Here is a 23,640-nt window from a genome sequence, read left to right on the forward strand (position 1 = left end):
TTTAAAGTTTAAGGTTTAAAGTTTTGAAACCGACAAACAATTGGTATGGCGACAATAAAGAGATTTGAAGATTTAGAGATCTGGCAGGAAGCAAGAAGGCTGGCAAAGGAAATTCATATTATCTCTATTGAAACCGGATTAAAGACAGATTTTAAGCTACGCGACCAAATAAAGGCATCATCAGGTTCTGTAATGGATAATATTGCTGAGGGATTCGAAAGGAATGGAAATATTGAATTCAGGCAATTTTTATCAATTGCAAAAGGTTCTGCGGGTGAAGCTAGGTCACAATTATATAGGGTTCTTGATTATAACTATATTGATGAAGAACGGTTTAGTGCCCTGAAAGAGAGTTTTGAAAACCTTAGTGGTAAGATTAATAATTTTATAATTTATTTGAATAACAAGGATTATAAAGGTACTAAGTTCCAATAGGCAACTTTAAACTTTAAACTTTAAACCTTAAACTTTAAACAATGCTATCAATAAAAAACCTGCACGCACGTGTTGAAGATAAAGATATCCTGAGGGGCATCAACCTTGAGGTAAGAGCCGGAGAAGTACATGCTATCATGGGACCGAACGGTTCCGGGAAGAGTACGCTGTCATCGGTGATCGCCGGTAATGAGAATTATGAAGTGACCGATGGTGCTATCTACCTTGAAGGTGAGGATATCGGCGAGCTTGCCCCCGAAGAAAGGGCGCACAAAGGAGTTTTCCTTTCGTTCCAGTACCCTGTGGAAATACCGGGCGTATCGGTAACGAACTTCATGAAAACAGCCATCAATGAAAGCCGCAAAGCACAGGGCCGTGAGGAAATGCCTGCCAACGAAATGCTGAAGCTCATCCGTGAGAAATCGGAGCTTTTGGAAATCGACCGCAAGTTCCTTTCAAGGTCTTTGAACGAAGGCTTTTCGGGCGGTGAGAAAAAACGTAATGAGATCTTCCAAATGGCAATGCTGGAGCCGAAATTGGCCATACTGGACGAAACCGACTCAGGCCTTGATATCGATGCACTGCGCATTGTGGCCAATGGAGTGAACAAGCTGCGCAGCGAAGACAATGCCGTTATCGTGATTACCCACTACCAAAGGCTTCTGGATTATATCGTGCCTGATTTTGTACACGTACTCTATAATGGGAAAATTGTGAAGTCCGGCGGTAAAGAACTGGCTTATGAATTGGAAGAAAAAGGATACGACTGGATAAAATCAGAGAATTAAGATGGAGCTGAAAGAAAAAATGCTGTCCTCTTTTATGGCCTTTGAAGAAAAAGTGGATGTTACATCAGAGTTACATGATATCCGTACCGAAGCCCTGAAGAATTTTGAAATTAAAGGCTTCCCGACCAAAAAGGAAGAAGCCTGGAAATATACATCGCTGAACGCAGTATTGAAAAATGACTTCAGCGTATTCCCCAAACAGGAAAATAACATCAATTTTACTGATGTAAAGAAATACTTCCTGCACGAGATCGATACCTATAAAGTAGTGTTTATCGATGGGGTATTCAGCTCGTTCCTTTCGTCAACAACACATGACGGGCTTGACGTATGCCTTATGTCTTCTGCGCTTACAAAGCCTAAGTACAAAGAGGTTATCGATACCTATTTCAATAAGATAGCCAACACGCAGGACAGCCTTACGTCGCTGAATACGGCTTTTGCCATTGAAGGCGCTTATGTCAATATCCCAAAAAACAAAGTAGCTGATAAGCCGATAGAGATCATGTACCTTTCTACAGGGAATGAGGCCGCGCTGATGGTGCAGCCCCGCAACCTGATCATCGTGGGCAAGAATGCCCAGGTACAGATCATTGAGCGCCACCAAAGCCTCAACAGCAACCCGGTACTGACGAACTCCGTAACCGAGATATTCGTGCAGGAACGGGCCATTGCAGACTATTACAAGATACAGAACGATGTCCAGTCAGCCAACCTGATAGACAACACCTACATAGCCCAGAAAGGCCAAAGCCATGCCTCTGTGCATACTTTTTCTTTCGGGGGGAACATTACCCGCAACAACCTGAATTTTTACCATCAGGGGGAACGAGTTGAAAGTACGCTGAAAGGCATTACCATCATCGGCGATAAGCAATTGGTAGACCACTATACATTAGTGCGCCACGCCACGCCGAACTGCGAAAGCCACCAGGATTATAAAGGAATCTTTGACGGCAATTCTACCGGGGTTTTCAATGGTAAGATCTATGTGGAGAAAGAAGCCCAGAAAACGGATGCTTTCCAACAGAACAACAACATACTCCTTAACGAGAAAGCCTCTATCAATGCCAAGCCGCAGCTGGAGATCTTCGCCGACGATGTGAAGTGTTCCCACGGGTGTACCATTGGCCAGCTTGATGAGAAAGCCATGTTCTACATGCAATCGCGCGGCATCCCTAAAAAAGAAGCCAAGGCGCTATTGATGTATGCCTTTAGCAATGAAGTTATAGAGAGCATCAGGATACCGGAACTGAAAAACAGGATCACCAAGCTCATCGCCTCAAAACTGGGCGTAAACATGGGTTTTGACCTGTAATAGACAAAATATATTCTTATCAAACGACTGTCCTTAGGGGCAGTTTTTTGTTACTATACACATTGTTTATTCCCCGAAACCATTCCTTAAAGCATAAACAGCGAGGCCGACCCTGGTTTTCATCTCTAATTTTTCAAACAGGCTGTCCCTGTAACTCTCTACGGTCCTGGGGCTGCAGAACATCTTTTCAGATATCTCTTTATAGGTCATTTCCGTAATGCTGTATTTTAAGAATTCTTTCTCCCTGTCGGATAATATAATGCCGTTATTTTGCCCGGAAACCTGTCCCACGTTAGCAAAAACCCTGCTTATTGCCCATTCCGGGAAATAGGACCCTTTTTGTACCAGGCTTACCAATGCTTTTTCAAGCTCGGCCGGGTGCGCATTTTTCAGCAAGTAGCCTTTGGCTCCATTTTTGATCATGGTTATCAGGCTTTGGTCCTCGTCCTGCATACTGAGTGCCATCACCAGTATGTCCGGGTGGTTTTCTTTCAGCCATTGGGCGGTTTCAAAACCATTCATTACAGGCATGCTTATGTCCAGCAAAACTATCTGCGGGATTAGTTCACTATTCTTAAAACGTTCCTGCAGCTCCCTGCCATTCCCGCATTCATAAAGGACTTCGAATTCACCGAAGTTTGCAATGATCCCGGTTAATGCTTTGGCGATCATTACATGGTCGTCTACGATGGCTATTGTAGTTTTCATGTTAAGGCTATCTCGATATTTAATTTTGTCCCTGCGGGATCACTTTGCAGGCTGTACTTTCCATGGATGATCGCTATCCGTTTTTTTATGTTTTTAAGGCCAATACCGTTGGTTTTTATACCGGCATCGAAACCTTTACCGTCATCTTCCAATGAAAATTCTATTGCGTTATCCTTTTTGAAAAGCACTATCCTTACCTGCTTACAATCCGAATGTTTAATGCTGTTTTGAATGAATTCCTGCAATATCCTCAGCAGTACCGTCTTCGTTTGATGGGGCAGGTGAATGGTTTTATCATTCGATCCAAAAGTGATCCTGCATACCTTTAATGTATTGACTTTATCGCATTCTGCCTGCAAAAGCTCATAGATCGATGTGTTTTCTATGGTATCATTGGTAAGCGACTTTGATAACTCCCTTAATTCAGAAAGGGACTGGTTGATGATCGAGCTAATGTTCTCAATACTTTCTTTGATATGCGGGGCTTTGTTCTCGTAAGCCAGTTGTTGTGTGTACAGGCTGGCAAGGGTCAATTTTTGCCCGATATTATCATGGATCTCGCGGCCAATATGCTGCATCGTCTGCTGTTGTATTTCTATCCGGGCTGACAGCAGTTCTTTTTGGTGCGCCTCTTCCTGCACCGCTATTGTTGCGTTATGCTCTTTTTTCTTAAGCTGGTATTGTCGTATATAGACAATGATCGCGCTGACAAAGGCAATAAAGAACAGATTGAAAATGATCAGCAATATTATAAATGTGGTTTTCCCCATATAAACGAAGCGGTGAAAATTAGGTATAAAACATTATTCAACACTAAAAAAACGGTCCAGTAATTGTTCCATATCTCCTTCGTATGCTCTACTGCAAAGCCGTCAAAAGCAAAGAAAGGCAATGTGCCGATGTAAAATAGCGCTACCCCGAAATTGACATAAAACATCTTTACATTAAAAAACTTCAGGATCGTATCTGATTTGATCTGTTTGAAGAATTCTAAGATCACAAGCACTAAAAGCTGCAATGTCCCGACCGAATAGGTTATCATGTTGATTATCCTTGTTTTATCGATGTCAAAAAAATGGGTTAGGCTAAATGTTAATAGATATACAGCACATAAAGACCAAAACAGGTGTGCCCGTTTTAGGGACTTATAAGCATAGAGCCAGTAGAAGAAGAAAAACTGGATCGGGATTATTAAAAAGTCGTAGTACACTTTCCTCATTTCGGGAAAAAATCGCAACCCATATTTGCTGAATAACTCCGCTGCGGCAATAAAAATTAAATAAGCCACGAACCATTTCCAATAAGTATTTTTTAGCTTGCTGTAATAGGCTACTCCAATGATAGCCGACAGTGCCTCCGTAAAGGATAGCAAATTATAAAAAAAGGTTTGCAGCGTTGTCATAATAAATAATTAAAATCCTAATCCGTTTGGATTTCCCGGAGGATATAATGCTCCGTGGTTCCTTGCAGCAATTTCAGATCTACTGGGTGTAGGATTTTGCAGACTTGCCGCAGGTGCAGACGAACCAATTAAAGCGCTGGTCCTTTTCAGACGGATATTACCGGGCATTTCCATATTTTGAGCCGGAGAATAGGTTGTTAACCCGTTTTTATAGGTCGCAGGGTCCAGGGGGTTGAAATCATGTGGTATGCCATCAGCTAACTGTAGTGTAGGTATCATCACCAGCGTATGCATTTTTTCATACTGCTCTGTAACCGGATTGCCCAGAAAAACCCTTAGGTCTTTATACTCGGGCACTGTTGTCCATAACGATTTATCAGGGTAGGCTGCATAATAAATGCGCAGGCCCAGCTTATTGTCTGTTGTTGCTGCATTTTTTTGCACCCCCTTTTCAAAATGGTAAATAAATTTTTTGATGGTATCCAGGTCAAACCATATACAGCGGGCATCTTCGTCCATTGGACTTGTTACGGAACCTTTGATGGACCGTAACTGATTGTTCCGGTATTTATTCACCATATCATAAACCAGGCCATTGGTAAGGGTACTTGGCTTATAGGTGTTGAAATCGAAACATACATCGTTTCCAGGCGGCACCGTAACGGCCTTTTCGCCAAAAGGATTATAAAATAATGAAATAACTAACGCAATGAATAACACTGCAATAATGAGCTTTAAATTTCTTGTTGAATTCATAATAGTAAGGCTTTGGTTGTTAAATATAATTTTTAATTCGTTACAAAGGACCATTTAATGCCGGGACATTCGTGTGGCCGTCTGACTATTTTTACTATCCGTTGAATAACGGTAATTTTTTCAGCCCTTTACCTGCAGTTTTTCTAGTCCATAGCCCATAGTATGTTTACAGGGCATTTTGCAGTTTTGTAAAGTGGTTTTGTGATCACATTTATTAAAAACAGCGAAGCCGAAAACTGAACAGAGTAGGTAAATAAAAACATAATTCGATCATGAAAAACGCAATGCATGCAGTTGTATTTATGCTGATAGGTGTAAATACATCATCCGGCCAGGTTAAGCCGTCCGGGAGTTCCACTAAGGTTGAAGCGAATAAAGGCGTAAGGCTGGAAACAAAAACAAATGTAACCGACAAGTCCTGTTTTTGCTGCGGTGAATTTTACAGCCTCCCAACGCCGCTGCTTACAGGGCCAAAAGAAGTAAAATGCGGCTCAGGAACTGTATTTACTTCCCCTGCCTGCGATGGGGCAACAGTGATTTGGACGGTAGCGCCGGCAATCCCGGGTGCGACACAAACAGCGACCGCATTTACAATTCCTCCAAATGCAGCGGCGGGGATATATACGCTTACACGGCAGGTGTCGTGCAGCAGGGAAAGGTTTGTGAGTACGCAGCTTCAGTTTACGATAGTGGCTGTGGCAAATTGCAAACCCGACTTTTTAATTACGGTTACACAACAGCCAAATGGGTTAATAAACATTTCCACAAATCCGTTAATGCAGGCTCCGGGCCAGGAGCATTGGTGGGGCATACAGTATAACGGAACGTACCCTAATTGCAGCCCGCAGGCTCCAATACCGTTCAGCTCCTTTACCCCGACCGGGGTGTGGGGCGGGTATATCTCATCCGCAGGAAACCTTACAACGTATATGGGTTCGCCTATTTGGATAGTAAATGGATACGGCATCAGTTACAGCGGCACTCCCAACAACAGCTGCATCAAAGTTACTCATTACGTGAAATGCTGTGGGCAGTTAATGAGGCAGACGGCTTATTTTTCAATTGGCACCAGCAATTTACGGATAAAGAAATCCGATAAGCCTGTTGAATTGAAGACTGAAATTATAATGACGGAATCAGAGGTTATGAATTAGAAGTCCGGCAGCGCGGTTTGTAATGTGCGCCATAAAGGAAACGATAATAAACAGGGAAGCCGAAAACTGAACAGAGTAGGTAAATTTTAAATTATTCATTATGTTAGAAAAACAAGATGGCCTGGAGCTTTTGATCAAATCAAAAATCCTGAACGAAGGAGTATCGTTGAAACAATTACTGGAGGCGACGAAGTTTTTAGACGGAACATCAATTGATGGCGTACAGGCGAAATGGTGCTTTATCGTTAAAGGTAAATTCATTTACAGGGACGATGAGGAAAGTAAGGGTAAGGTTCCCACACCAACGCCTAAAGCATGATCATTAAAACATACAGGGGCTATTTCTTAGCCCCTGTATTTTAAATGTTTAACCTACTTATTACTAATAACATGAATTTACTCAAAAAAATTATAAACGAAGTGGCCGAAAACCTGCCTTTTTTTTCGATACAAAAGGACATACACATGGACCAATATAAAAAATTCACAGAATTATCGGTTCTGGCAGAATACTGCAACTTGGGACATGGGATAACACGCGGAGGGGAGCTGGAAAAAATTAACCGGTTTATCTTCGACGAATTGAATACGCTGTCTGCGGATACCATATTTCAAAATTTTTACCTGCCCTATCATTTGGTTTCCCCATATCTTTCGATAAGAGAACAAATGAAGATCGATAAGTATGAAAAATATATTGATATCATTACTGACTTTGGCTTTTTTTCTCCCGAAGCCCTCCCGCACAGGGAAATGGAATGGTCATTTTTTAAATATAAGCTGGGTCTTCAGGCAGAGGTCGTAATTCCGGATTCCTGTATCCTGAATAAAAACATTTACCTGTCGCACCTTGACAGGGAATTGACCTATAGTATCACCCATGCACTGTTCTATAAGCTTGATTTCGGGTTTATGGAAGGAAAGCAAAATATTAGGGACGTTGAAGGAATGAGGTTCATGATAGAGAACCTTATCATCAAAAGCTACCTTGAAAATGATATTGATATTCTGCTGGAATTGTGCATAAACTATTTTAGCCTTTCGGGCTATACCGGACTTAACCCGGAAATAGTGCTGATAGCGCAGGACTGCCTTATAAAAAATGATTTTATCCGGTTCGGCTGGGATGAAAAAGGCATAACCCAACAGGTTTACCATAGCTTTTTAGTACTGGGTATTTTGTGCTGCCTGATTGAAAAACTGATAAATGTAAATGATGCTTTTTCCCTAAAATTAAAAGGCATCTATGAGAAAAGCATCTTTTATTCTGAGGAGAACGAACAACTGCATCAAGATCCGGAATTCGACATAAGGGCCTTCAGGGAATATAAAGCCTGGCAGGTAATTCTGGACTTTGAAGATAAGAATATAAGGCTTGATAATTATCTGAATTATAGGAATGACGAAGGAACGGATCCTTTTCTTGACAGCTATCTGGTTAAAATGTTGGATATTTTCCTGAAAAGAAACCAAAAAGACATTTTATGGGAGAGAGAATTCGGGTATTTAAATATTGGTCAGGAAAACAAAGAATTGTTGAAACAACAATATAAACAGCACATCCTGGAGGCATTAAATACTATTAGTGGCAATAAGGAAACAGCGATGCTCCACTAAATGAATTGCTTATTTCATCTTTGATCCCAAACACCTTAACCTTTATTTAGAATTAATAAAAATAATTTGCATATAAAATTTTGAGGGTGTAGTTTTGCAATTTAGAATTAATCTAAGTTAAGCCGGAATGCAAAACGGGACGAAAGCATTACTCTTCATACTTCTCACTACAGGTTTCCTTTCCACTGCGCAGGAAACCGTTACTGATACCATTAAAACCGAACAATTGCAGGAGGTTGTGGTAACCGGCCAGATCGAACCGCAATCCATCAAAAAATCGGTATTCAACGTTAAGGTCATCAGCCGCGAGGACATCCAGCGCCAGGCGGCCAACAACCTTGCCGATGTACTCAACCAGTACCTCAATATCATGGTACAGCCGCAAAGCGGCGAAGGGCGCTCCACCGTGTCGATGTTTGGGCTGGACGGCCAGTACCTTAAAATATTGGTAGACAACATTCCGCTGGTAAGCGATACCGGCCTGGGCAATAACATCGACCTCACCCAGATCAACCTTGACGACATTGACCATATTGAGATCATAGAAGGCTCCATGGGGGTTACGCACGGAGCCAATGCCGTTAGCGGGGTCATCAATATTATCACTAAAAAGGCCATCGGCAATAAGTGGGAAATCAACGCCACAGCGCAGGAAGAGACCATAGGCGATGAGTATGCCCCGCTGTATGACCAAGGCCGCCACATACAGGCCCTGAGGGCCGCACACACCATAAACGATAACTGGTTCGTTTCCATCGGTGGCAACCGCAACGATTTTACCGGCTTTAGAGATACAAGGGGCGGACGTGACTACACTGACTACGACCCTGCAACGTCATGGCTCAACCGCGGCTTTAGCTGGTTGCCCAAAGAGCAGTATTTTGGCAATGCCCTCATCCGTTACCAGAAGGACAATTTCAGGCTGTTCTATAAATTTGACTACTTCAACGAAAAGATAGATTTCTATAATCCCATTGTCGAAAGGCAGGTAGTTCCTGATACGGGCATACTGCTGTTTTCGCGCGACCGAAGGTTTTACACTGAGAAGTTTTACCACCACCTTAATGCCGTGGGCAAGCTGATGGGCACGCTGGATTACAACGTATCGCTTTCGCACCAAAGGCAAACCCGCGACCTGGAGCAGTTCAATTACTACATCCAGACGGAGCAGGAAACCAACCACACCGAGGCGACCTACCAGGATACCGAAATACTCTATTCTACAGGTACTTTAGGCAACTTTTTTAAGGATAAAAGCTTCGACCTGCAGGTGGGCTATGAATTCGTGAATACCAACGGCTACAATGCCGCCGCATCGGGCCTTTTTGTAGGCGGTGGGGCAGGAGAGGGCAACATCAAGCAAAGGCTGGAGAACTACGACGTGTTTACTGCGGCTGAATTCGGCGTTACCGAAAGGTTTTCCTTCCGTCCGGGCTTCCGTTACTCGTTCCAGTCGAAGTTCGACGACCAGTGGTCAGCCTCCATGGGATTGCGCTATTTGTTTGACCATGATATCGAGGCAAGGGCTTCCTTCGGCAGGTCGTACCGCACGCCGAATTACGATGAGCTGTACACCTATTTTGTAGACTCCAACCACAACGTGCAGGGCAATGAAAACCTGATGCCCGAAACCGGCAACTCCTACGAGGCCAGCATTAAAAAGACAACATCCTTCAGCGATGATGTGCGACTGATGAACAGCATCTCAGCGACGTACATCGGCATAGATGACCGCATTGAGCTGGTGCTGACGGAAACAGTACCTTCCTGGAAGTACGAGTACATCAACATCGATAAATACAAAATGTACAACATTGCCACTACCCACCAGCTGGAATATTACAACTGGCAAGTAAAGGCGGGTGTGGCGTTCCTCGGCATATCGAAAAAGATCAGCTCGGGTACGGCGGTGTCGGATGACAAGTTCCTGACCACCATGCAGTTCAATACCAACGTAGCCTATACAGTGCCAAAGTGGAACACCACCTTCTCTGTGTATTATAAGATCAACGGAAAGCAGCCGCAGTTCATCGAGACATCGGTCAACGGCCAGTCGCAGTTTGTACTGCAGGAAATAGAGTCGTTCGGGCTGATGGATGCCTCTGTAAAAAAGAGCTTCTTCGGCGGAAAGCTCGATGCCGTGCTGGGCGGAAGAAATTTGCTGGACGTAGTGAACATTCAGTCGAACGTGGCCTCCGGTGGTACGCACGACGTGGGCAGCACCAGTATTCTGATGGCCTATGGGCGCTCGTACTTTTTGAAACTTACGTATAATCTCAACTTCTAATACTTTACTATTATGAAAAAGATATTCTTACTTCCGCTGGCTTTTTTGGCCTTCGCGTGCAGCGATGAAGATACCAACGTGGCGCCTATCGAGCCGATCTCGGAAGGGACGGTATTCGGTACGGCCCAGCACCCGCTTAATGTGGGCGGACCAAGTCAGCAAAACCAGGTATATATCGACCTTAGCGAGGAAAGTGCCGTTGAGGTATCCCGCAACAGCTGGGACCTTGGGTTCTACTCCGGCGACGAGTTCAGGGTAGTCCTCAACGGATCGCTTAAAATGGCCGTAAAGCAGCTTGAAACGACCGACATTACCCTTGTACAGCAGGAGGATCAAACCGTGGCTGTAGGGACGTTTGATGCCGGCAACATGGCCTATATCGACCATCCCAACGGAAGCCTTTCGCAAACCGCTTTTGGAAACATCGCTTCAAGTGAGGCTACTGCCAAAGTATATTTGGTAAACCTGGGCAGCCAGGTACCCACCACAACGGTAGATCCCGGCGTATCCAACGTGGCCGGTGACCCGCGTGGCTGGAAAAAAGTGAAAATTTGGAGCGATGGCAGCGGGTACAAACTACAATATGCCAACATTGACGCGACGACGGCGACAACGGTGAGCATTGCCAAAAATGCGGCCTACAACCATGTGTTCTTCAGCCTTACAACCGGTGCCACCGTACAGGCAGAGCCTCAAAAAGACAAGTGGGACATGAACTTTACCACCTTTACCAACGAAGTGTTCCAGGGCACTGAATCGTTTGGGGCCTATTTTTTTTCCGATTATATCGTGACCAATACCAAGGCCGGTGTTAAGGCACAGGCGGTACAGGGCGACAGCGCCGCTTATGAAGCGTTTACGCTGCAAAGCCTCAATACAGGCAACTTCAGCAGCGACCAGCGGGCGATAGGCGCCAACTGGAGGAACGTACTCCCGGTGCAGGTGTACAACAACGTATTCTTTGTATTGCAGGACGGCGACGGCAACTACTATAAAGTTAAATTCCTATCCATGCTCAGCACAGACGGCCACAGGGGCTTCCCCGTGTTCCAGTACGCGCTACTGCAATAAGTACATCAGTTTTTGTTTTATTTGAATCCCGGGGGGCTTTTGTCTTCCGGGATTTTTTATATTTGGGAGTAGAGATGCAGCTATATTTAGCAGATAACGCCTAACATTAATAAGAGAAGAAAATTATCAAAAATTAGTCGTTAATAAATTCTTCCATCCGATCGTTCATATTTGTGATTCTAATTTGCGCATTATCTGGGGATGTTAAATGCTTTTTTAGTTCTAAATAGTAATTAGATTGTGAACTTGTCCAACGCTTTCGTACATCTTTTGCCGCATTCCCCAATGATGCAACACCGCCTAAGAAAATACCTTTACTAACTTGAACCATTGTAGAATACAAATCGAGTGGCGTTGAATAGATTGAACCAATCATACTCGTTGTAAATAGCGGTAATCCTACGTAAAGTAATGATGATTGTAGTTCTTTTACATAAGTTCTTAAAACCTCATTTTTATTTGCATTGATTTGTGTCAGTTCATTCTTAAAGTTTTTCAATTCTTGTAATGCAAACCCAGCATCTTCAATTTTAGTGATTTTCTCACTAAAATCTGACACACTTTTTCTAAACTCTTTTTTATATTCAGCCATCCCGCTATTTATTTTAATAAGCTCCTTGATAGATAGCGATCTAATGTCTGCTGGGATTAAATTTTCTATTACTAAATTAGAATAACTTTCGGAAGCCTCATCATCAGTATACCAATGATCAATATTTCCTTCTACATCAAAATATGTCATTGCAGTAAACATATCTGGATTATCGGTAAGCTTTGGGATATTTCTTCGTTTAGAAACAGCATCTGATAAAAAAAACATATACCCATTTGCAATCTTGGATGGTAATTTATAAAAGCCTTCACTATCGATTGATTTTGAAAACTGCGTAAAAAATGGCTTCAACCTCTCATCAATTTTATCACTATGTAGCCTAACTTCATACAAACTCGCATCAAGTCCTGCGGGTATTGAACTCGCATCATCACAAAATTTCTCAAACTCAATAGCTGTTCGTTTTAAATCTTCAGAAGTGAGATCAATATCAACAATAAGTCCTTCTTGCTTTGCAATATAAATCTCCTCAGAATCATTTGGATGGTATCCATTTGGAACTATGCGGTAGACTCTATCCCAAAATGATAAAGTCGACTTTACCCAAGTCTCATTTTGAAATTCGATAGTTGGATAATATAAGATGCTATCTGCGTTAAAACTATTTTTCATACATAAATTTGCTAGAGTTTATAATCAGGATAAGTGGTACTTAATTTATCATGTTAAATTCTGTATATCGAAAGGATAAAATTACTGTATTTTTAATATTCTTGTTTCGTCAACAGCTTTTCTTTTTATAAATACCTTTGCAAAAATTACAACACCATGAAAATTGAGATATGGAGCGACATTATGTGTCCGTTCTGCTATATAGGAAAGCGCCGCTTTGAGCAGGCGCTCGAAAAGTTTGAAGGAAAAGAGAAGGTAGAGATTGAGTGGAAAAGCTACCTGCTTTCGCCCGAAATGGTGACCGAACCCACTAAAAACCTCCACGAGTTCCTCGCCGAACATAAAGGCATATCCTTAGAAGAAGCTAAAGACCTCAATAACCACGTAGCTAAAATGGCCGCAGATACCGGCCTGGAATACAACCTGGACAAGGCCATACCCGCCAACAGTTTCAACGCCCACCGAATGCTGCACTTTGCCGCAGAGCACGGCAGGCAAAACGAGGCCAAGGAGGCATTGTTTAAAGCCTACTTTACCGACGGCAAAAACATTGACGATGCCGCCACACTCACCGAAATCGCCGGGTCTGTAGGTCTGGACACCGAACTGCTTGGCAAAGCCATGGGTGGCGAGGCCTACTTTCAGGATGTGGTGATGGACATACAGGAAGCCCGCAACATCGGCGTGCGCGGGGTGCCATTTTTTGTATTCAACCGCAAATATGCCGTTAGCGGCGCGCAGGAAGCCGAAGCGTTTTTAGACATATTGGAAAAATCGTATGGCGAATGGCAACAGGCCAATGCCCCCCTTGATGTTGTTGAAGGGGACAGCTGTGGTGTGGATGGGGTTTGTTAGCAAATAAATGTGCAGTCATTACCGGTACGTCCCCACTTCCCCTCCTTCGGAGGGGTGCCCGCAGGGCGGGGTGGTTAAAATAATTGCTGCAACCACCCCGGCTTCCAGCCACCCCTCCGGTGGAGGGGAATGAGCTTCACTCCGCCGTAATCGCCCGGGTGAAGCTGCCCCCTCTCCCTGGGAAAGAGGTTGGGGGGTAAGGAAAAAAAGCCGCTCCTCTCGGAACGGCCTTATCTGAATTACATAACCTTTTATATTACAGCGAAGCAACAAGTTCCCTCCACTCCTGCAGTTCAGGGATGCCCGGTTTCCTTTTGCCGAAAAACTGTACGATGATCTCGCCCATTTCGTTGAATAGCTCAATGGCGGTCACCTCACCGTCTTCCGTAGGCTTGCGTACGACCCACGTCTGCGCGATTTTACTCGTGTCCAGGTGCAGGTTGAAGTCGGGGTCCATCACGTTGAACCACTCATTGTGCCACATGGTCTTGCGTACCAGGCCGGTGTGTATCTGGATGTTGCCGCGGTTGCCTACAAAGCACATGATAGGCAGCTTCTGCTCCGCCGCGCCTTCAAGCATTTTCACCACCGTATCGTTATCCACTTTTTTAGCAAAATGCTCGTTTGGCGCAAGGCGAAGCGCCTGCGTGCGGGTAACGCCGAATTTCTTCATCATCCCGAAGAACGCGTGCGTATCCCTGAGGCCGCTCCATGCTTCCCGGAAACCTGCAACGTCAATATCCGCATCCGGTTTCTCATCAACGATAAGCGGCACTTCCACAGATGTTTCGTCCTGACTTTGGTTGTCCGATTTAAATTGGGCTACCAAAGCATCAAAAGCTTCTGCATTGCTGTCTTTGGTAAGGTAGATCTTGTGTATCGCGAGGCCGTCCTTCCCAAAGAACTGGAGACTTTTCCTGTCGCCATGTTCGCTGGTTTCCGATACGGCAAAAGCTTTGTCCCAGTGCATCAGGAATATACGAAGGTCGATATCCTCGCCCACGAACAATCCCGCAAACGGGCTGCTGAAATCGGGGTTGAGGTATACGCCTTTGCGCTCGTGCACGCACTCATCGTTGCGCGTCAGGCCCATTACTTTGCCGAGTTTTTCCACTTCCGTAAGAATGGCGGCAAACTCCGGCCTTAGGCGCGTTACGTTTTCACCTGCGCTCGTAGCGACAAGTTCGGCTTCACTAACGCCAAGCTGTTCGGCGGCATTGCGTATCCTCAGGTGCGGGTTTTCGGCTTTCAGGCTCTCCCACTGCGATTTCAGTGTGTTTGTGGTGGTATCCATAGTATGTGTATTTAAATTCCAAATATTATTAACGGGTTCTGGTTTACGGGGTTGGGGCATATCGTACACGGAAAGTTGTACACCCTGCTGATGATCTCGCGGGTAAATACATTGCCGGGCACATCGTGTGCCACGATCTTTCCTTTTTTGAGGAGCATTACCCTGTCGGCAAACTGCGCGGCAAGGTTAAGGTCGTGCAGTACCATTATGGCGGTGTTGCCGCGTTTGGTAAAGTTTTTTATGGTATCCAGTATGCGGTGCTGGTGCAGTACGTCAAGGTTATTGAGCGGTTCATCAAGGAAAACCAGCTTCTCAGACACCTCGTTATCCAGTTGGCAAAGCACCCGCGCGAGGTGCACGCGCTGTTTTTCTCCGCCTGAAAGCGAGTTGTAGTCACGTCCCTGCAATGCAGCTACATCGGTTTCTTCCATGGCGGTTTGTACGGCTTCGTTATCCGTTTTAGAGGGAGTTGCGTTAAAGTACGGGTAGCGGCCCATCATCACGACATCGCTGACAGACAATGGAATATCACTGGTGTTGCTTTGCGAGAACTTGGCCTTATTATGCGCAAGTTCCTTATCGTCCCATTGCTTAAAGGTTTTCTTTTTGAAGAGTACAGGGTCGGCACCTTTGGCTAATTCATTGGCCAGTACGCTAAGCAGGGTACTCTTGCCGGCACCGTTAGGGCCTACTATCACCAGCAGCTCCCCGGGATTGACAGATACGTCGATGCCCTCAAGTATACTAAACTTGCGGTGTGCGTAGGATATGTTGGCAGCTTGCAGCATGGGTTTACATTTGTTTCCTGTTGCGTAACAGGATGATCATGAATATAGGCGCGCCCATAAAGGCGGTAAGCACTCCTACCGATATCTCGCTCGGTGGGGCAATGGTGCGGCTCACGGTATCGGCAGTGAGCATCAGTATGCTGCCCCACACCGCCGCGAGCGGTAATATGATGTTGTACTTACTCTTAAACAACAGTCGTAATATATACGGCACTATGAGTCCCATAAAGCTGATGGTCCCGGCAAACGCCACGCAGGCGCCAACCATGAGCGCGGTGAGTACCACAATTTGTTTTTTTATCCTTTCAACGGGGATGCCCAGGTGCTGTGCGTCGGTTTCGCCAAGCATCATGGCATTGAGCGCTTTGCCTTTGTTGAGGAGCATGGTAAACGACACGCCAACCACAACTGCCAGTATGCCGCACTTGGCCCATGTAGCACCCGCCAGGCTGCCAAGGTTCCAGAAGGTGAGGTCGCGCAGCTCTTCGTCTTTACTGAAAAAGATAAGCAGCCCCATAACGGCAAACCCTATAGCCGTGATGGCCACGCCGCTAAGCAGCATCATGACGATATTGGTACGCCCTCCCTGTGTAGATAGCTTATACACCGTGACCATGGTAAGCAGTGCGCCCAGGAATGCCATAATGCTCAATAGCGAGTAGTGCAGCACCTCCGGAATGTACGGTTTGATGTAGCCGCCCAAAACTATAGTAATGGCCGCAAATACCGATGCCCCGGCGGTGATGCCCAGCAGGTCGGGGGTTGCCAGTGGGTTGCGGAACATCCCCTGCAGGCAGGTGCCCGAAACGGCCAGCGCGCTCCCGATGAGTATGCCCATAACGATGCGCGGCAAACGGAGATCCATCAGCACAAAGCGTTCGGAGGGATCGATGCTGCCATCGTTGGCCAATATCCCGTTGAATATTTCTAAGAACGAATGTTTTTCGAATACAAAAACCCCGCTGTACAGTGACCATACCGCTATTGTGATTAGCAGTATGAAACTGAGCAGCAGGTATAAAAAGAGCTTATTTCGCATTCTTAATCACAGTCTGAAATGTATTTGACCACATAGTAACATAGGGTTTATAGTTCTTCATTGATCCTAATATAGAGTTGAACATAGTGAAGCGAAGCTTCAGGCTCTGTGTTACTTAGCTACAGCCTATAGCTGCCATCTAAAAGCTATGTGCCTATGTGGTTGAAAAGTAATCACTGCAAAATTTGGACAGTTATTTAGCAAGCAGTTGGTTCAATGCTTTAGCTGCTTCGCCCGTGCGTGGGCCAAAGTTGGTAAGCAAACCGCCGTCCATAGTGATGATTCTTTTATTTTTTCCGGCATTGGTCTTGTCAACGCCCGGTATTTTCAGGATGCCGTCAATGCCTTTCACGCTTTCGGCGCCGCTGTCAAACATCAGGATCACATCGGGGTTGCCTTTTATGAGTGCTTCAGGTGTTAATGGCTTAAAGTCGGCAAAGTCAGTCACGGCATTTGCGCCGCCGGCCAGTTGTATCATGCTTTCGATAGGAGTGCCTGTGCCACTCACCATCAGCATGTTGGCGCCACGGGCATAAATAAAGAGAACTTTTGGCGCTTTTTTGAAGGCAACCAAACCAGAGCGATCAGTATCTATCTTGTCCTGTATCGGCTTGATGTCGGCTTTGTGGTCAAGGGCTGTGGCTACATCAGCAATCAGCTTTTTAGCGCCTTCAGGTGTAAATTCCTGTTTGAAGATCACCCACTTTATGCCTGATCCTTCTATTTTCGACTTCAGTTCCGGTGTAATGTCTTCTTCTGTACCGAGAATGAGCGTAGGCTTAAGTTCCATGATCGCCTCGATGGACATGCCGCGTTTTACATGGCCCAGGTCTTTAGCAGAGGTCTTAACGCTTTCCGGATACGTGGAGGTTACATCCCTGCCCACAATTTCTTTTTCATGGCCCAGTGCCGCAACGGCTTCGGTTACTGCCCCGTTCAGCGATATGATGCGCGCGCCCGCTGCTACGGTGGTGCTGTCGGTTTTTACAGTTGTTTCTTCGGTTGTCTTTTCTTCTTTTTTGCAGGAAACGGTCGCCAGCATAATGAATGCCATGACCAGCAATTGGTTTATTTTTTTCATTGGTATAAATCTGTTGTTTGTATTTATTCTAAATTACGGCAAATTTATTATTTTTATTTAGAATGAAAAAGAATAAGGGTTAAAACTTAGAAAGCTATTTCGCAAAGATGCGCAAAGGAGCACCAAGCTACACAAAGAGTCAGACCCAATAAGATTTATTAACCTTTGCGACACTTTGCGCATCTTTGCGCATCTTCGTGGTATAGCCAAAAAAACTTAAATCTTAACCAAAAAACCGTTATTACAAAAACATCCCGTAAATTTGCATTGCACAAGGTTATGGTATTATAATTGCCTGTAACCATAGCATTAATCAAGGAGGATATACCATGTTAGACATACAAAAAATAAGGGCCGACTTCCCGATACTGAGCCAAAAGGTTAATGGAAAACCCCTTGTTTATTTTGACAATGCCGCCACATCGCAAAAGCCGCAGCAGGTGATCAATGCGATAGGCAGCTATTATGGCACCATCAATGCCAACATCCACCGCGGGGTGCATACCCTCAGCCAGTTGGCTACCGACGCGTATGAGGCTTCGCGCAAAACGATCCAGACGCACATCAACGCGAAACATGCGTTCGAAGTACTCTTCACCGCAGGGACTACACACGGCATCAATTTGGTTGCCAATGGTTTTGCGAAATTCGTAAAAGAAGGTGATGAGGTAATGATCTCGGCCATGGAGCACCACAGCAACATAGTGCCGTGGCAAATGCTTTGCGAGCGCACCGGCGGGAAACTGGTCGTGATCCCCATGAACGAAAAGGGAGAACTGATCATCGAGGACTTTGAAAGGCTGCTTTCGGAACGTACGAAGATTGTGGCGGTGAACCATATCTCGAACTCGCTGGGGACCATCAACCCCGTTAAGCATATTATTGACAAAGCACATGCTGTAGGAGCAGCCGTACTGATAGACGGTGCCCAGGCCGCACCCCACCTGAGGCCGGATGTGCAGGAACTGGATTGCGATTTTTATGCTATTTCCGGGCACAAAGCCTGTGGGCCGACAGGAACAGGAATCTTATATGGCAAGGAAGAATGGCTAAACAAGCTGCCTCCTTACCAGGGTGGAGGCGAGATGATAAAGGAGGTGACCTTTGCCAAAACCACCTATGCCGACCTGCCCCATAAATTTGAAGCCGGTACGCCTCACATAGCAGGTGGTATCGTCCTCGGCACAGCGATAGACTACCTTACCGCAATAGGGTTTGATAACATTGCGGCGTATGAGCAGGAATTGCTGGACTACGGTGTGCAAAAACTTTCGGAAATCGATGGAATGCAATTTGTGGGAACCGCTGCCAAAAAGGCGTCTGTAATATCGTTCAATATAAAAGGTATCCACCCATACGACATTGGCGCGATAGTTGACAAGATGGGTATAGCGGTGCGTACAGGCCATCATTGTACACAACCGGTCATGGAGTTTTTCAAAATTCCGGGTACCGTAAGGGCATCGTTCGCTTTTTACAATACCAAAGAAGAAATAGACGCTTTGGCGGAAGCCGTTAAAAAAGCGCAAAGGATGCTTTCATAATAATAGTGAGTATAAATTAGTAATTTTATAAAAATAAATACTTCAGGCATTCAGGCCGGTCATATCGGCAAGAGTGTACTTCCTCCCCTCTCCTTTGGAGAGGGGTTGGGGGTGAGGCCAAAACACACACAATGAAAAAAACACTTTCAATACTGATTTTAACCGTAGCAGTTGCCATAGGCTGCTCTACTTCCAAATCCACATCGCAGTTGAGGCAGGCTAAAGATATTTCATTCGAATACAGTGCTATCACAAGAGGAAGCAGTGTTAATTATCTGGTTACAAAAGACTCTATTACCCAGAAAGAAAACTCAAGAGGCGAGATCACTACCTATAAGAAACCTGTTGATGATAAAGACTGGGATGACCTTCTTAACGCAACCGAAAAAGTTGACCTTGAAAAATTAGGCACTATTGAAGCGCCAAGCAAAAAACACCAGTTTGATGGTGCGATGGGAGCAACGCTGAAGATAACGGTGAACGGGAAAACCTACCAAACCCAAACCTTCGACCATGGTAACCCACCGGCTGCTATCAAGGATATTATAGATAATATAACTGTAATCTAAAAACGGATAAATGAAAATTAAGGAGATACAGGACGAGATAATAGATGAGTTCTCAATGTTTGATGAGTGGGACGAACGCTACCAGTATGTTATCGACCTGGGCAAAACGCTTCCGCTTATTGATGAAGGATACAAGACCGAGGAGAATATTATAAAAGGCTGCCAGAGCAAGGTATGGCTGCATGGCGAACAACAGGACGGCAAGATCGTATTTACTGCCGACAGTGATGCGATACTAACCAAGGGGATCATTGCGATACTGATACGTGTATTCTCTGACCAGACACCGGCCGCTATTCTGGAAGCCGATACCGCGTTTATAGACGAGATTGGGCTAAAAGAGCATCTTTCTCCTACACGTGCCAACGGATTGGTATCGATGATAAAACAAATTAAAATGTATGCATTGGCCTTTAATGCCAAAAACTAATAAACTAATTTTAAAGAACAATTTAATCACATAGATACATAGGCATATCACTTAATAGTTTCTTCATAAACTCACACAGATGAAGCGTAGCTTCAGCCTATGTGGTCTATAAGGCCTGACTTAAAGCCTATGAAAGCTATGTACCTATGTGGTTAATCTATAAAAACACTATGGAACAAGAAATAGACACCGCACAACTGGGCGAAGAGATAGTAAAAATGCTAAAGACCATATATGACCCGGAAATACCGGTAGACATTTATGAGCTTGGGCTTATTTATGACGTAATGGTGAACACCGATAACGAGGTGAAGATCCTGATGACGCTTACCTCTCCCAACTGCCCGGTAGCCGAAAGCCTGCCGCTGGAAGTAGAGGAGAAGATAAAAAAGATAGAAGGCGTTACAGCCGCTGAGGTAGAGATCACTTTCGACCCGCCGTGGAGCCGCGACCTTATGAGTGAAGAAGCCAAGCTGGAGCTGGGGATGCTTTAAGATTTTTCAATCGCAGTCACAGTTTTTAGTTATTACACGTAATAGTAGAGATGCATTAAATGCGTACCCTACATAGATAAAAGTCCGATTTCCTGAAATCTCAGGAAATCGGTTATTTCTATTATTCACCAGCCATTACTTTTAATTGTTTTAAAAAAGAATAGGTGGTTTGTAATCCTTCCTGCACGCCTTCAGGAAAATCTTCCTTGCTTCCTGTAAAAAGAGTGTCATTTTTACCATACGCCAAAATTGCTTTAGCCTTTTCTTTTTGATAAGCCGTATCGGTTACCTTTTCCAAAGCGCTGTATAATAGACAGTAGCCTGAATATTTATTTTTCACGAGGTTGTCTATATACTTCTTAAGCACAGCCTGGTATGTTGCATTGGAAGGATTGGAACCCGCCAGTCCTATCAGGTCTTTTTGTGATAGGATAATCCAGGCAATATGCTGTTGTATACCATAATGTAGTGTGTCAGAATATTTTGAATCATAATATGTCCATGGCGCATCGCTATGCATAAGTGAGTCATCCAGCGAATATTCTAAATCTGCCTCCGGCCCGGTAAGCGCATCTGTGTCAGCCGCATAAGGGGGTTCGTCAATGTATAATTTTGCATAATTCGTTCTTAGTTGACTGAATCTGGCATCTACGTCATTGCTGTCTTCACTCTCAACTGCCTTTTGGCAAGACGTAAAAAATAAAAGCGAAAGGAGAAAAAATAGTATTTGTTTCATAATGATAAATTTTAAGTTAACAGTGCATATTACTTTCATCAATATCAACAGCCTTACCATACTGAATGTATATTCCTTCATCATTTTTTATATACATTTTCCAACTAACTTTAGTTCCTTTTTTGGGATCGCCACAAGGGCCATCGCCAGATGGATCAGGATTTGGCCATGTATAAACATGCTTATACTTCTTGCCATATTCATAACACGTTTGCGTGCACGGATCTGCATTAACTACCAGAGAAGTTAAAATAAAGGAAATAAACAAAATTTTTTTCTTCATAATTATAAGTTTTAATCTTGTTAAAATTATAATTTTCTGTTAACTAAGTAAGTATGAAATTTAGAAATCTATCATTTGTCTATACTATATTGGATAAAGAAAATGATTTATAAAGTTTAAAAGTAAGATTTAAACTTTCATTACCTTTGGATAAAGTTTGAAACGACAATGGAAGAACAGGAAATAATAAACCGTGTTGCCGGCAGTGTCCTACAGGTATTCGACCTTGAGGATTACTATCCCGACGGGGAGCGGGCAGCGCTCGATATATCCGGCTGGCTTTGGGAAGGCTTTGTGCTGCGTGAAAAGGAATTCCGCGAGGCGCTGAAAAACCACGATTGGCAGCAATACAGCGGTAAGTTTATCGCATTACAATGCAGCACCGATGCTATTGTGCCCGCTTGGGCCTACATGCTCATAACGATATACCTGCAACCGTTTGCAAAAAAAATAGTGCAGGGTAAAATTGAAGACATCAATATACTTGTGTACCAGGAAATCCTTGACGCACTGGATTATACCGAATATACAGGTAAGCCTGTTATTATAAAAGGATGCTCGCGCAAGCCGGTCCCCCAGGAAGCCTATGTGTTAGCGGCACAAAAATTGATGCCCTTCGCAAAGAGCATTATGTTCGGGGAGGCATGCTCTTCGGTACCGCTTTATAAAAAGAAATAATTTATCCCCCTAAATGCCACATAAACCTAAACACTATGAAGAAAATCGTATTTGGAGTGCTTTTTATGGCCCGCGCTATAACGGCTAATGCACAGGAGGACATCCCTGTTGCCACTGATAATGATACCATTGGGCCATGGACAAAAAAGGGAAATGCCTCACTGCTTTTCAACCAGTCTACTTTTGATAATTGGGTTGCAGGGGGCGAGAACAATATTTCGGGCAATGTAGGGGTCAATTATGATTTCAATTACAAAAAAGGCGACTGGAGCTGGGATAACAAGGTGATTGCGTCCTATGGTATCGTAAAGACCAAAACCAGTTCTTTCGCAAAAAAGACCGATGACCGCTTCGAGTTCAATTCTGTTGTAGGTAAGGGCATAACCGAACACTGGTCGTATTCTGCTTTTGCCCGATTCAAAACCCAGTTTACAAAAGGTTATCTGTATGACAGGACTACAGAAGGTGCAGAAACGAGAGAGGAATATACCAATTTCCTTTCGCCGGCCTATTTATTTGTGGGTCCGGGTATGCTTTATAAAAAAGACGACAACCTAAAGATAAACCTCTCACCGGCTACTTCAAAATTTACCTTTGTGGATAAGGGATATACGTTGCCTGATGAAGCTTATTTTGGTGTTAAGGAAGGTGAGTCCATGCGTTATGAGCTTGGTTTCAATGCGTCTATGTACTACAAGCTGGATATTATTGCCAATGTGACTTTCGAAAATATCCTGAACCTGTATTCTAATTACCTTGAGGAAACTAAGAATGTGGATATTGATTACCAATTGAACATCGTGATGCGGATCAACCGTTACCTGACCACAAACCTTTCATTCCAGACGATCTATGACGATAATGCCTTCCGGGGCTTCCAGTTGAGGCAGGTATTTGGCGTTGCGGCCAATTACGGATTTTAAATCTTTATCCAAAAGGTTATTCCCATAAGAGAACATCTTAACTTTACCTTAGACATTGCAATGCAACGTCTCTACAACGGTGCTTTATCATGACCCATTAATATGATCGATGCTCTATGTAGAGAAGTTGCATTTCAACGTCTCCCATTTGATATATTGAACCGG

The 23,640-nt window shown here is 44.2% G+C and carries 26 protein-coding genes; 15 read left to right on the forward strand and 11 right to left on the reverse strand.

Annotated elements, in window-relative coordinates; translation table 11 throughout:
* Window positions 1-45: 45 nt before the first annotated feature.
* Genes AAEO56_RS17615 through sufD form a run of 3 tightly spaced genes read left to right on the forward strand, consistent with a single transcriptional unit; the run spans window position 46 to window position 2,541 of the window.
* Window positions 46-435 (forward strand): four helix bundle protein, encoded by a 390-nt coding sequence (locus AAEO56_RS17615; RefSeq protein WP_341698390.1) that lies wholly within the window; start codon window positions 46-48, stop codon window positions 433-435.
* 41 nt (window positions 436-476) lie between these two features.
* Window positions 477-1,223 (forward strand): Fe-S cluster assembly ATPase SufC, encoded by a 747-nt coding sequence (sufC, locus tag AAEO56_RS17620; protein WP_341698391.1) that lies wholly within the window; start codon window positions 477-479, stop codon window positions 1,221-1,223.
* Between the two features lies 1 nt (window position 1,224).
* Window positions 1,225-2,541 (forward strand): Fe-S cluster assembly protein SufD, encoded by a 1,317-nt coding sequence (gene sufD / locus AAEO56_RS17625; protein WP_341698392.1) that lies wholly within the window; start codon window positions 1,225-1,227, stop codon window positions 2,539-2,541.
* Between the two features lie 66 nt (window positions 2,542-2,607).
* On the opposite strand, the gene AAEO56_RS17630 is transcribed toward sufD, so the two are convergent.
* The 4 genes from AAEO56_RS17630 to AAEO56_RS17645 are packed head-to-tail and all read right to left on the reverse strand — an operon-like array spanning window position 2,608 to window position 5,407.
* Complete coding sequence (locus AAEO56_RS17630) at window positions 2,608-3,249, reverse strand: response regulator transcription factor (RefSeq protein WP_341698393.1); 642 nt, start codon at window positions 3,247-3,249, stop codon at window positions 2,608-2,610.
* Window positions 3,246-4,019, reverse strand: a complete 774-nt coding sequence (locus AAEO56_RS17635) for a sensor histidine kinase (protein ID WP_341698394.1) — start codon at window positions 4,017-4,019, stop codon at window positions 3,246-3,248. Before AAEO56_RS17635 ends, AAEO56_RS17630 begins: the two co-directional genes overlap by 4 nt.
* Complete coding sequence (locus AAEO56_RS17640; RefSeq protein ID WP_341698395.1) at window positions 3,998-4,651, reverse strand: hypothetical protein; 654 nt, start codon at window positions 4,649-4,651, stop codon at window positions 3,998-4,000. The genes AAEO56_RS17635 and AAEO56_RS17640 overlap by 22 nt, the downstream gene beginning before the upstream one ends.
* Window positions 4,652-4,660: 9 nt before the next feature.
* Window positions 4,661-5,407, reverse strand: a complete 747-nt coding sequence (locus tag AAEO56_RS17645) for a hypothetical protein (RefSeq protein WP_341698396.1) — start codon at window positions 5,405-5,407, stop codon at window positions 4,661-4,663.
* A 272-nt stretch (window positions 5,408-5,679) separates the two neighbouring features.
* On the opposite strand from AAEO56_RS17645, the gene AAEO56_RS17650 reads away from it, so the two are divergent.
* The 5 genes from AAEO56_RS17650 to AAEO56_RS17670 all read left to right on the forward strand — a co-directional run bounded on the left by AAEO56_RS17650 (window position 5,680) and on the right by AAEO56_RS17670 (window position 11,536).
* Window positions 5,680-6,561, forward strand: a complete 882-nt coding sequence (locus AAEO56_RS17650; RefSeq protein ID WP_341698397.1) for a hypothetical protein — start codon at window positions 5,680-5,682, stop codon at window positions 6,559-6,561.
* Window positions 6,562-6,661: 100 nt separating this feature from the next.
* A complete protein-coding gene (locus tag AAEO56_RS17655; protein ID WP_341698398.1) occupies window positions 6,662-6,880 on the forward strand; it encodes a hypothetical protein in 219 nt (72 codons plus the stop codon).
* Window positions 6,881-6,951: 71 nt separating this feature from the next.
* Window positions 6,952-8,178, forward strand: a complete 1,227-nt coding sequence (locus tag AAEO56_RS17660) for a DUF6895 family protein (protein ID WP_341698399.1) — start codon at window positions 6,952-6,954, stop codon at window positions 8,176-8,178.
* Between the two features lie 127 nt (window positions 8,179-8,305).
* Window positions 8,306-10,465 (forward strand): TonB-dependent receptor plug domain-containing protein, encoded by a 2,160-nt coding sequence (locus tag AAEO56_RS17665; RefSeq protein ID WP_341698400.1) that lies wholly within the window; start codon window positions 8,306-8,308, stop codon window positions 10,463-10,465.
* 12 nt (window positions 10,466-10,477) lie between these two features.
* The gene (locus tag AAEO56_RS17670) at window positions 10,478-11,536 is read left to right on the forward strand and encodes an HmuY family protein (protein ID WP_341698401.1); all 1,059 of its coding nucleotides are present in this window, start codon (window positions 10,478-10,480) and stop codon (window positions 11,534-11,536) included.
* A gap of 133 nt (window positions 11,537-11,669) precedes the next feature.
* Here AAEO56_RS17670 and AAEO56_RS17675 read toward each other — a convergent pair whose 3' ends face one another.
* On the reverse strand, window positions 11,670-12,761 hold the full coding sequence (locus AAEO56_RS17675) for a hypothetical protein (protein WP_341698402.1): 1,092 nt from the start codon (window positions 12,759-12,761) through the stop codon (window positions 11,670-11,672).
* A 156-nt stretch (window positions 12,762-12,917) separates the two neighbouring features.
* On the opposite strand from AAEO56_RS17675, the gene AAEO56_RS17680 reads away from it, so the two are divergent.
* Window positions 12,918-13,616, forward strand: a complete 699-nt coding sequence (locus AAEO56_RS17680) for a DsbA family oxidoreductase (protein ID WP_341698403.1) — start codon at window positions 12,918-12,920, stop codon at window positions 13,614-13,616.
* 256 nt (window positions 13,617-13,872) lie between these two features.
* On the opposite strand, the gene AAEO56_RS17685 is transcribed toward AAEO56_RS17680, so the two are convergent.
* From AAEO56_RS17685 to AAEO56_RS17700, 4 genes are all read right to left on the reverse strand, one after another.
* Window positions 13,873-14,910, reverse strand: coding sequence for a hemin-degrading factor (locus tag AAEO56_RS17685; RefSeq protein ID WP_341698404.1), 1,038 nt, complete (start codon window positions 14,908-14,910; stop codon window positions 13,873-13,875).
* 11 nt (window positions 14,911-14,921) lie between these two features.
* Window positions 14,922-15,698, reverse strand: a complete 777-nt coding sequence (locus tag AAEO56_RS17690; RefSeq protein WP_341698405.1) for a heme ABC transporter ATP-binding protein — start codon at window positions 15,696-15,698, stop codon at window positions 14,922-14,924.
* A 4-nt stretch (window positions 15,699-15,702) separates the two neighbouring features.
* Complete coding sequence (locus AAEO56_RS17695; protein ID WP_341698406.1) at window positions 15,703-16,737, reverse strand: FecCD family ABC transporter permease; 1,035 nt, start codon at window positions 16,735-16,737, stop codon at window positions 15,703-15,705.
* A 193-nt stretch (window positions 16,738-16,930) separates the two neighbouring features.
* The gene (locus AAEO56_RS17700; protein ID WP_341698407.1) at window positions 16,931-17,818 is read right to left on the reverse strand and encodes a heme/hemin ABC transporter substrate-binding protein; all 888 of its coding nucleotides are present in this window, start codon (window positions 17,816-17,818) and stop codon (window positions 16,931-16,933) included.
* A 329-nt stretch (window positions 17,819-18,147) separates the two neighbouring features.
* On the opposite strand from AAEO56_RS17700, the gene AAEO56_RS17705 reads away from it, so the two are divergent.
* The 4 genes from AAEO56_RS17705 to AAEO56_RS17720 all read left to right on the forward strand — a co-directional run bounded on the left by AAEO56_RS17705 (window position 18,148) and on the right by AAEO56_RS17720 (window position 20,855).
* Window positions 18,148-19,362 carry an aminotransferase class V-fold PLP-dependent enzyme gene (locus AAEO56_RS17705; protein WP_341698408.1) on the forward strand — a complete coding sequence of 405 codons (1,215 nt, stop codon included), beginning with the start codon at window positions 18,148-18,150 and terminating at the stop codon, window positions 19,360-19,362.
* Window positions 19,363-19,493: 131 nt separating this feature from the next.
* Window positions 19,494-19,931, forward strand: a complete 438-nt coding sequence (locus AAEO56_RS17710; RefSeq protein ID WP_341698409.1) for a hypothetical protein — start codon at window positions 19,494-19,496, stop codon at window positions 19,929-19,931.
* A gap of 10 nt (window positions 19,932-19,941) precedes the next feature.
* Complete coding sequence (locus tag AAEO56_RS17715; protein WP_341698410.1) at window positions 19,942-20,361, forward strand: SufE family protein; 420 nt, start codon at window positions 19,942-19,944, stop codon at window positions 20,359-20,361.
* A 170-nt stretch (window positions 20,362-20,531) separates the two neighbouring features.
* Window positions 20,532-20,855 carry an SUF system Fe-S cluster assembly protein gene (locus AAEO56_RS17720; protein WP_341698411.1) on the forward strand — a complete coding sequence of 108 codons (324 nt, stop codon included), beginning with the start codon at window positions 20,532-20,534 and terminating at the stop codon, window positions 20,853-20,855.
* A 121-nt stretch (window positions 20,856-20,976) separates the two neighbouring features.
* Here the strand turns inward: AAEO56_RS17720 and AAEO56_RS17725 are convergent, their stop codons facing one another.
* Window positions 20,977-21,591, reverse strand: a complete 615-nt coding sequence (locus AAEO56_RS17725; RefSeq protein ID WP_341698412.1) for a hypothetical protein — start codon at window positions 21,589-21,591, stop codon at window positions 20,977-20,979.
* A gap of 16 nt (window positions 21,592-21,607) precedes the next feature.
* Entirely contained in the window at window positions 21,608-21,874 is a 267-nt protein-coding gene (locus AAEO56_RS17730) for a hypothetical protein (protein WP_341698413.1), read from the reverse strand.
* Window positions 21,875-22,042: 168 nt separating this feature from the next.
* Between AAEO56_RS17730 and AAEO56_RS17735 the strand changes: the two genes are divergently transcribed.
* Together AAEO56_RS17735 and AAEO56_RS17740 are read left to right on the forward strand one after the other, a co-directional pair.
* Window positions 22,043-22,552 (forward strand): DUF2480 family protein, encoded by a 510-nt coding sequence (locus AAEO56_RS17735; protein WP_341698414.1) that lies wholly within the window; start codon window positions 22,043-22,045, stop codon window positions 22,550-22,552.
* A gap of 35 nt (window positions 22,553-22,587) precedes the next feature.
* Window positions 22,588-23,475: a DUF3078 domain-containing protein gene (locus AAEO56_RS17740; RefSeq protein WP_341698415.1), complete on the forward strand. Its 888-nt coding sequence runs from the start codon at window positions 22,588-22,590 to the stop codon at window positions 23,473-23,475.
* Window positions 23,476-23,640: the final 165 nt, after the last annotated feature.

This window comes from Flavobacterium arundinis (genome assembly GCF_038289855.1).
GTDB lineage: Bacteria > Bacteroidota > Bacteroidia > Flavobacteriales > Flavobacteriaceae > Flavobacterium > Flavobacterium arundinis.

Excerpts from the sequence above, each read along its gene's own strand:
- AAEO56_RS17615 (WP_341698390.1), top strand. The coding sequence starts at position 46 with ATGGCGACAATAAAGAGATTTGAAGATTTAGAGATCTGGCAGGAAGCA.
- sufC (WP_341698391.1), top strand. The coding sequence starts at position 477 with ATGCTATCAATAAAAAACCTGCACGCACGTGTTGAAGATAAAGATATC.
- sufD (WP_341698392.1), top strand. The coding sequence starts at position 1,225 with ATGGAGCTGAAAGAAAAAATGCTGTCCTCTTTTATGGCCTTTGAAGAA.
- AAEO56_RS17630 (WP_341698393.1), bottom strand. The coding sequence starts at position 3,249 with ATGAAAACTACAATAGCCATCGTAGACGACCATGTAATGATCGCCAAA.
- AAEO56_RS17635 (WP_341698394.1), bottom strand. The coding sequence starts at position 4,019 with ATGGGGAAAACCACATTTATAATATTGCTGATCATTTTCAATCTGTTC.
- AAEO56_RS17640 (WP_341698395.1), bottom strand. The coding sequence starts at position 4,651 with ATGACAACGCTGCAAACCTTTTTTTATAATTTGCTATCCTTTACGGAG.
- AAEO56_RS17645 (WP_341698396.1), bottom strand. The coding sequence starts at position 5,407 with ATGAATTCAACAAGAAATTTAAAGCTCATTATTGCAGTGTTATTCATT.
- AAEO56_RS17650 (WP_341698397.1), top strand. The coding sequence starts at position 5,680 with ATGAAAAACGCAATGCATGCAGTTGTATTTATGCTGATAGGTGTAAAT.
- AAEO56_RS17655 (WP_341698398.1), top strand. The coding sequence starts at position 6,662 with ATGTTAGAAAAACAAGATGGCCTGGAGCTTTTGATCAAATCAAAAATC.
- AAEO56_RS17660 (WP_341698399.1), top strand. The coding sequence starts at position 6,952 with ATGAATTTACTCAAAAAAATTATAAACGAAGTGGCCGAAAACCTGCCT.
- AAEO56_RS17665 (WP_341698400.1), top strand. The coding sequence starts at position 8,306 with ATGCAAAACGGGACGAAAGCATTACTCTTCATACTTCTCACTACAGGT.
- AAEO56_RS17670 (WP_341698401.1), top strand. The coding sequence starts at position 10,478 with ATGAAAAAGATATTCTTACTTCCGCTGGCTTTTTTGGCCTTCGCGTGC.
- AAEO56_RS17675 (WP_341698402.1), bottom strand. The coding sequence starts at position 12,761 with ATGAAAAATAGTTTTAACGCAGATAGCATCTTATATTATCCAACTATC.
- AAEO56_RS17680 (WP_341698403.1), top strand. The coding sequence starts at position 12,918 with ATGAAAATTGAGATATGGAGCGACATTATGTGTCCGTTCTGCTATATA.
- AAEO56_RS17685 (WP_341698404.1), bottom strand. The coding sequence starts at position 14,910 with ATGGATACCACCACAAACACACTGAAATCGCAGTGGGAGAGCCTGAAA.
- AAEO56_RS17690 (WP_341698405.1), bottom strand. The coding sequence starts at position 15,698 with ATGCTGCAAGCTGCCAACATATCCTACGCACACCGCAAGTTTAGTATA.
- AAEO56_RS17695 (WP_341698406.1), bottom strand. The coding sequence starts at position 16,737 with ATGCGAAATAAGCTCTTTTTATACCTGCTGCTCAGTTTCATACTGCTA.
- AAEO56_RS17700 (WP_341698407.1), bottom strand. The coding sequence starts at position 17,818 with ATGAAAAAAATAAACCAATTGCTGGTCATGGCATTCATTATGCTGGCG.
- AAEO56_RS17705 (WP_341698408.1), top strand. The coding sequence starts at position 18,148 with ATGTTAGACATACAAAAAATAAGGGCCGACTTCCCGATACTGAGCCAA.
- AAEO56_RS17710 (WP_341698409.1), top strand. The coding sequence starts at position 19,494 with ATGAAAAAAACACTTTCAATACTGATTTTAACCGTAGCAGTTGCCATA.
- AAEO56_RS17715 (WP_341698410.1), top strand. The coding sequence starts at position 19,942 with ATGAAAATTAAGGAGATACAGGACGAGATAATAGATGAGTTCTCAATG.
- AAEO56_RS17720 (WP_341698411.1), top strand. The coding sequence starts at position 20,532 with ATGGAACAAGAAATAGACACCGCACAACTGGGCGAAGAGATAGTAAAA.
- AAEO56_RS17725 (WP_341698412.1), bottom strand. The coding sequence starts at position 21,591 with ATGAAACAAATACTATTTTTTCTCCTTTCGCTTTTATTTTTTACGTCT.
- AAEO56_RS17730 (WP_341698413.1), bottom strand. The coding sequence starts at position 21,874 with ATGAAGAAAAAAATTTTGTTTATTTCCTTTATTTTAACTTCTCTGGTA.
- AAEO56_RS17735 (WP_341698414.1), top strand. The coding sequence starts at position 22,043 with ATGGAAGAACAGGAAATAATAAACCGTGTTGCCGGCAGTGTCCTACAG.
- AAEO56_RS17740 (WP_341698415.1), top strand. The coding sequence starts at position 22,588 with ATGAAGAAAATCGTATTTGGAGTGCTTTTTATGGCCCGCGCTATAACG.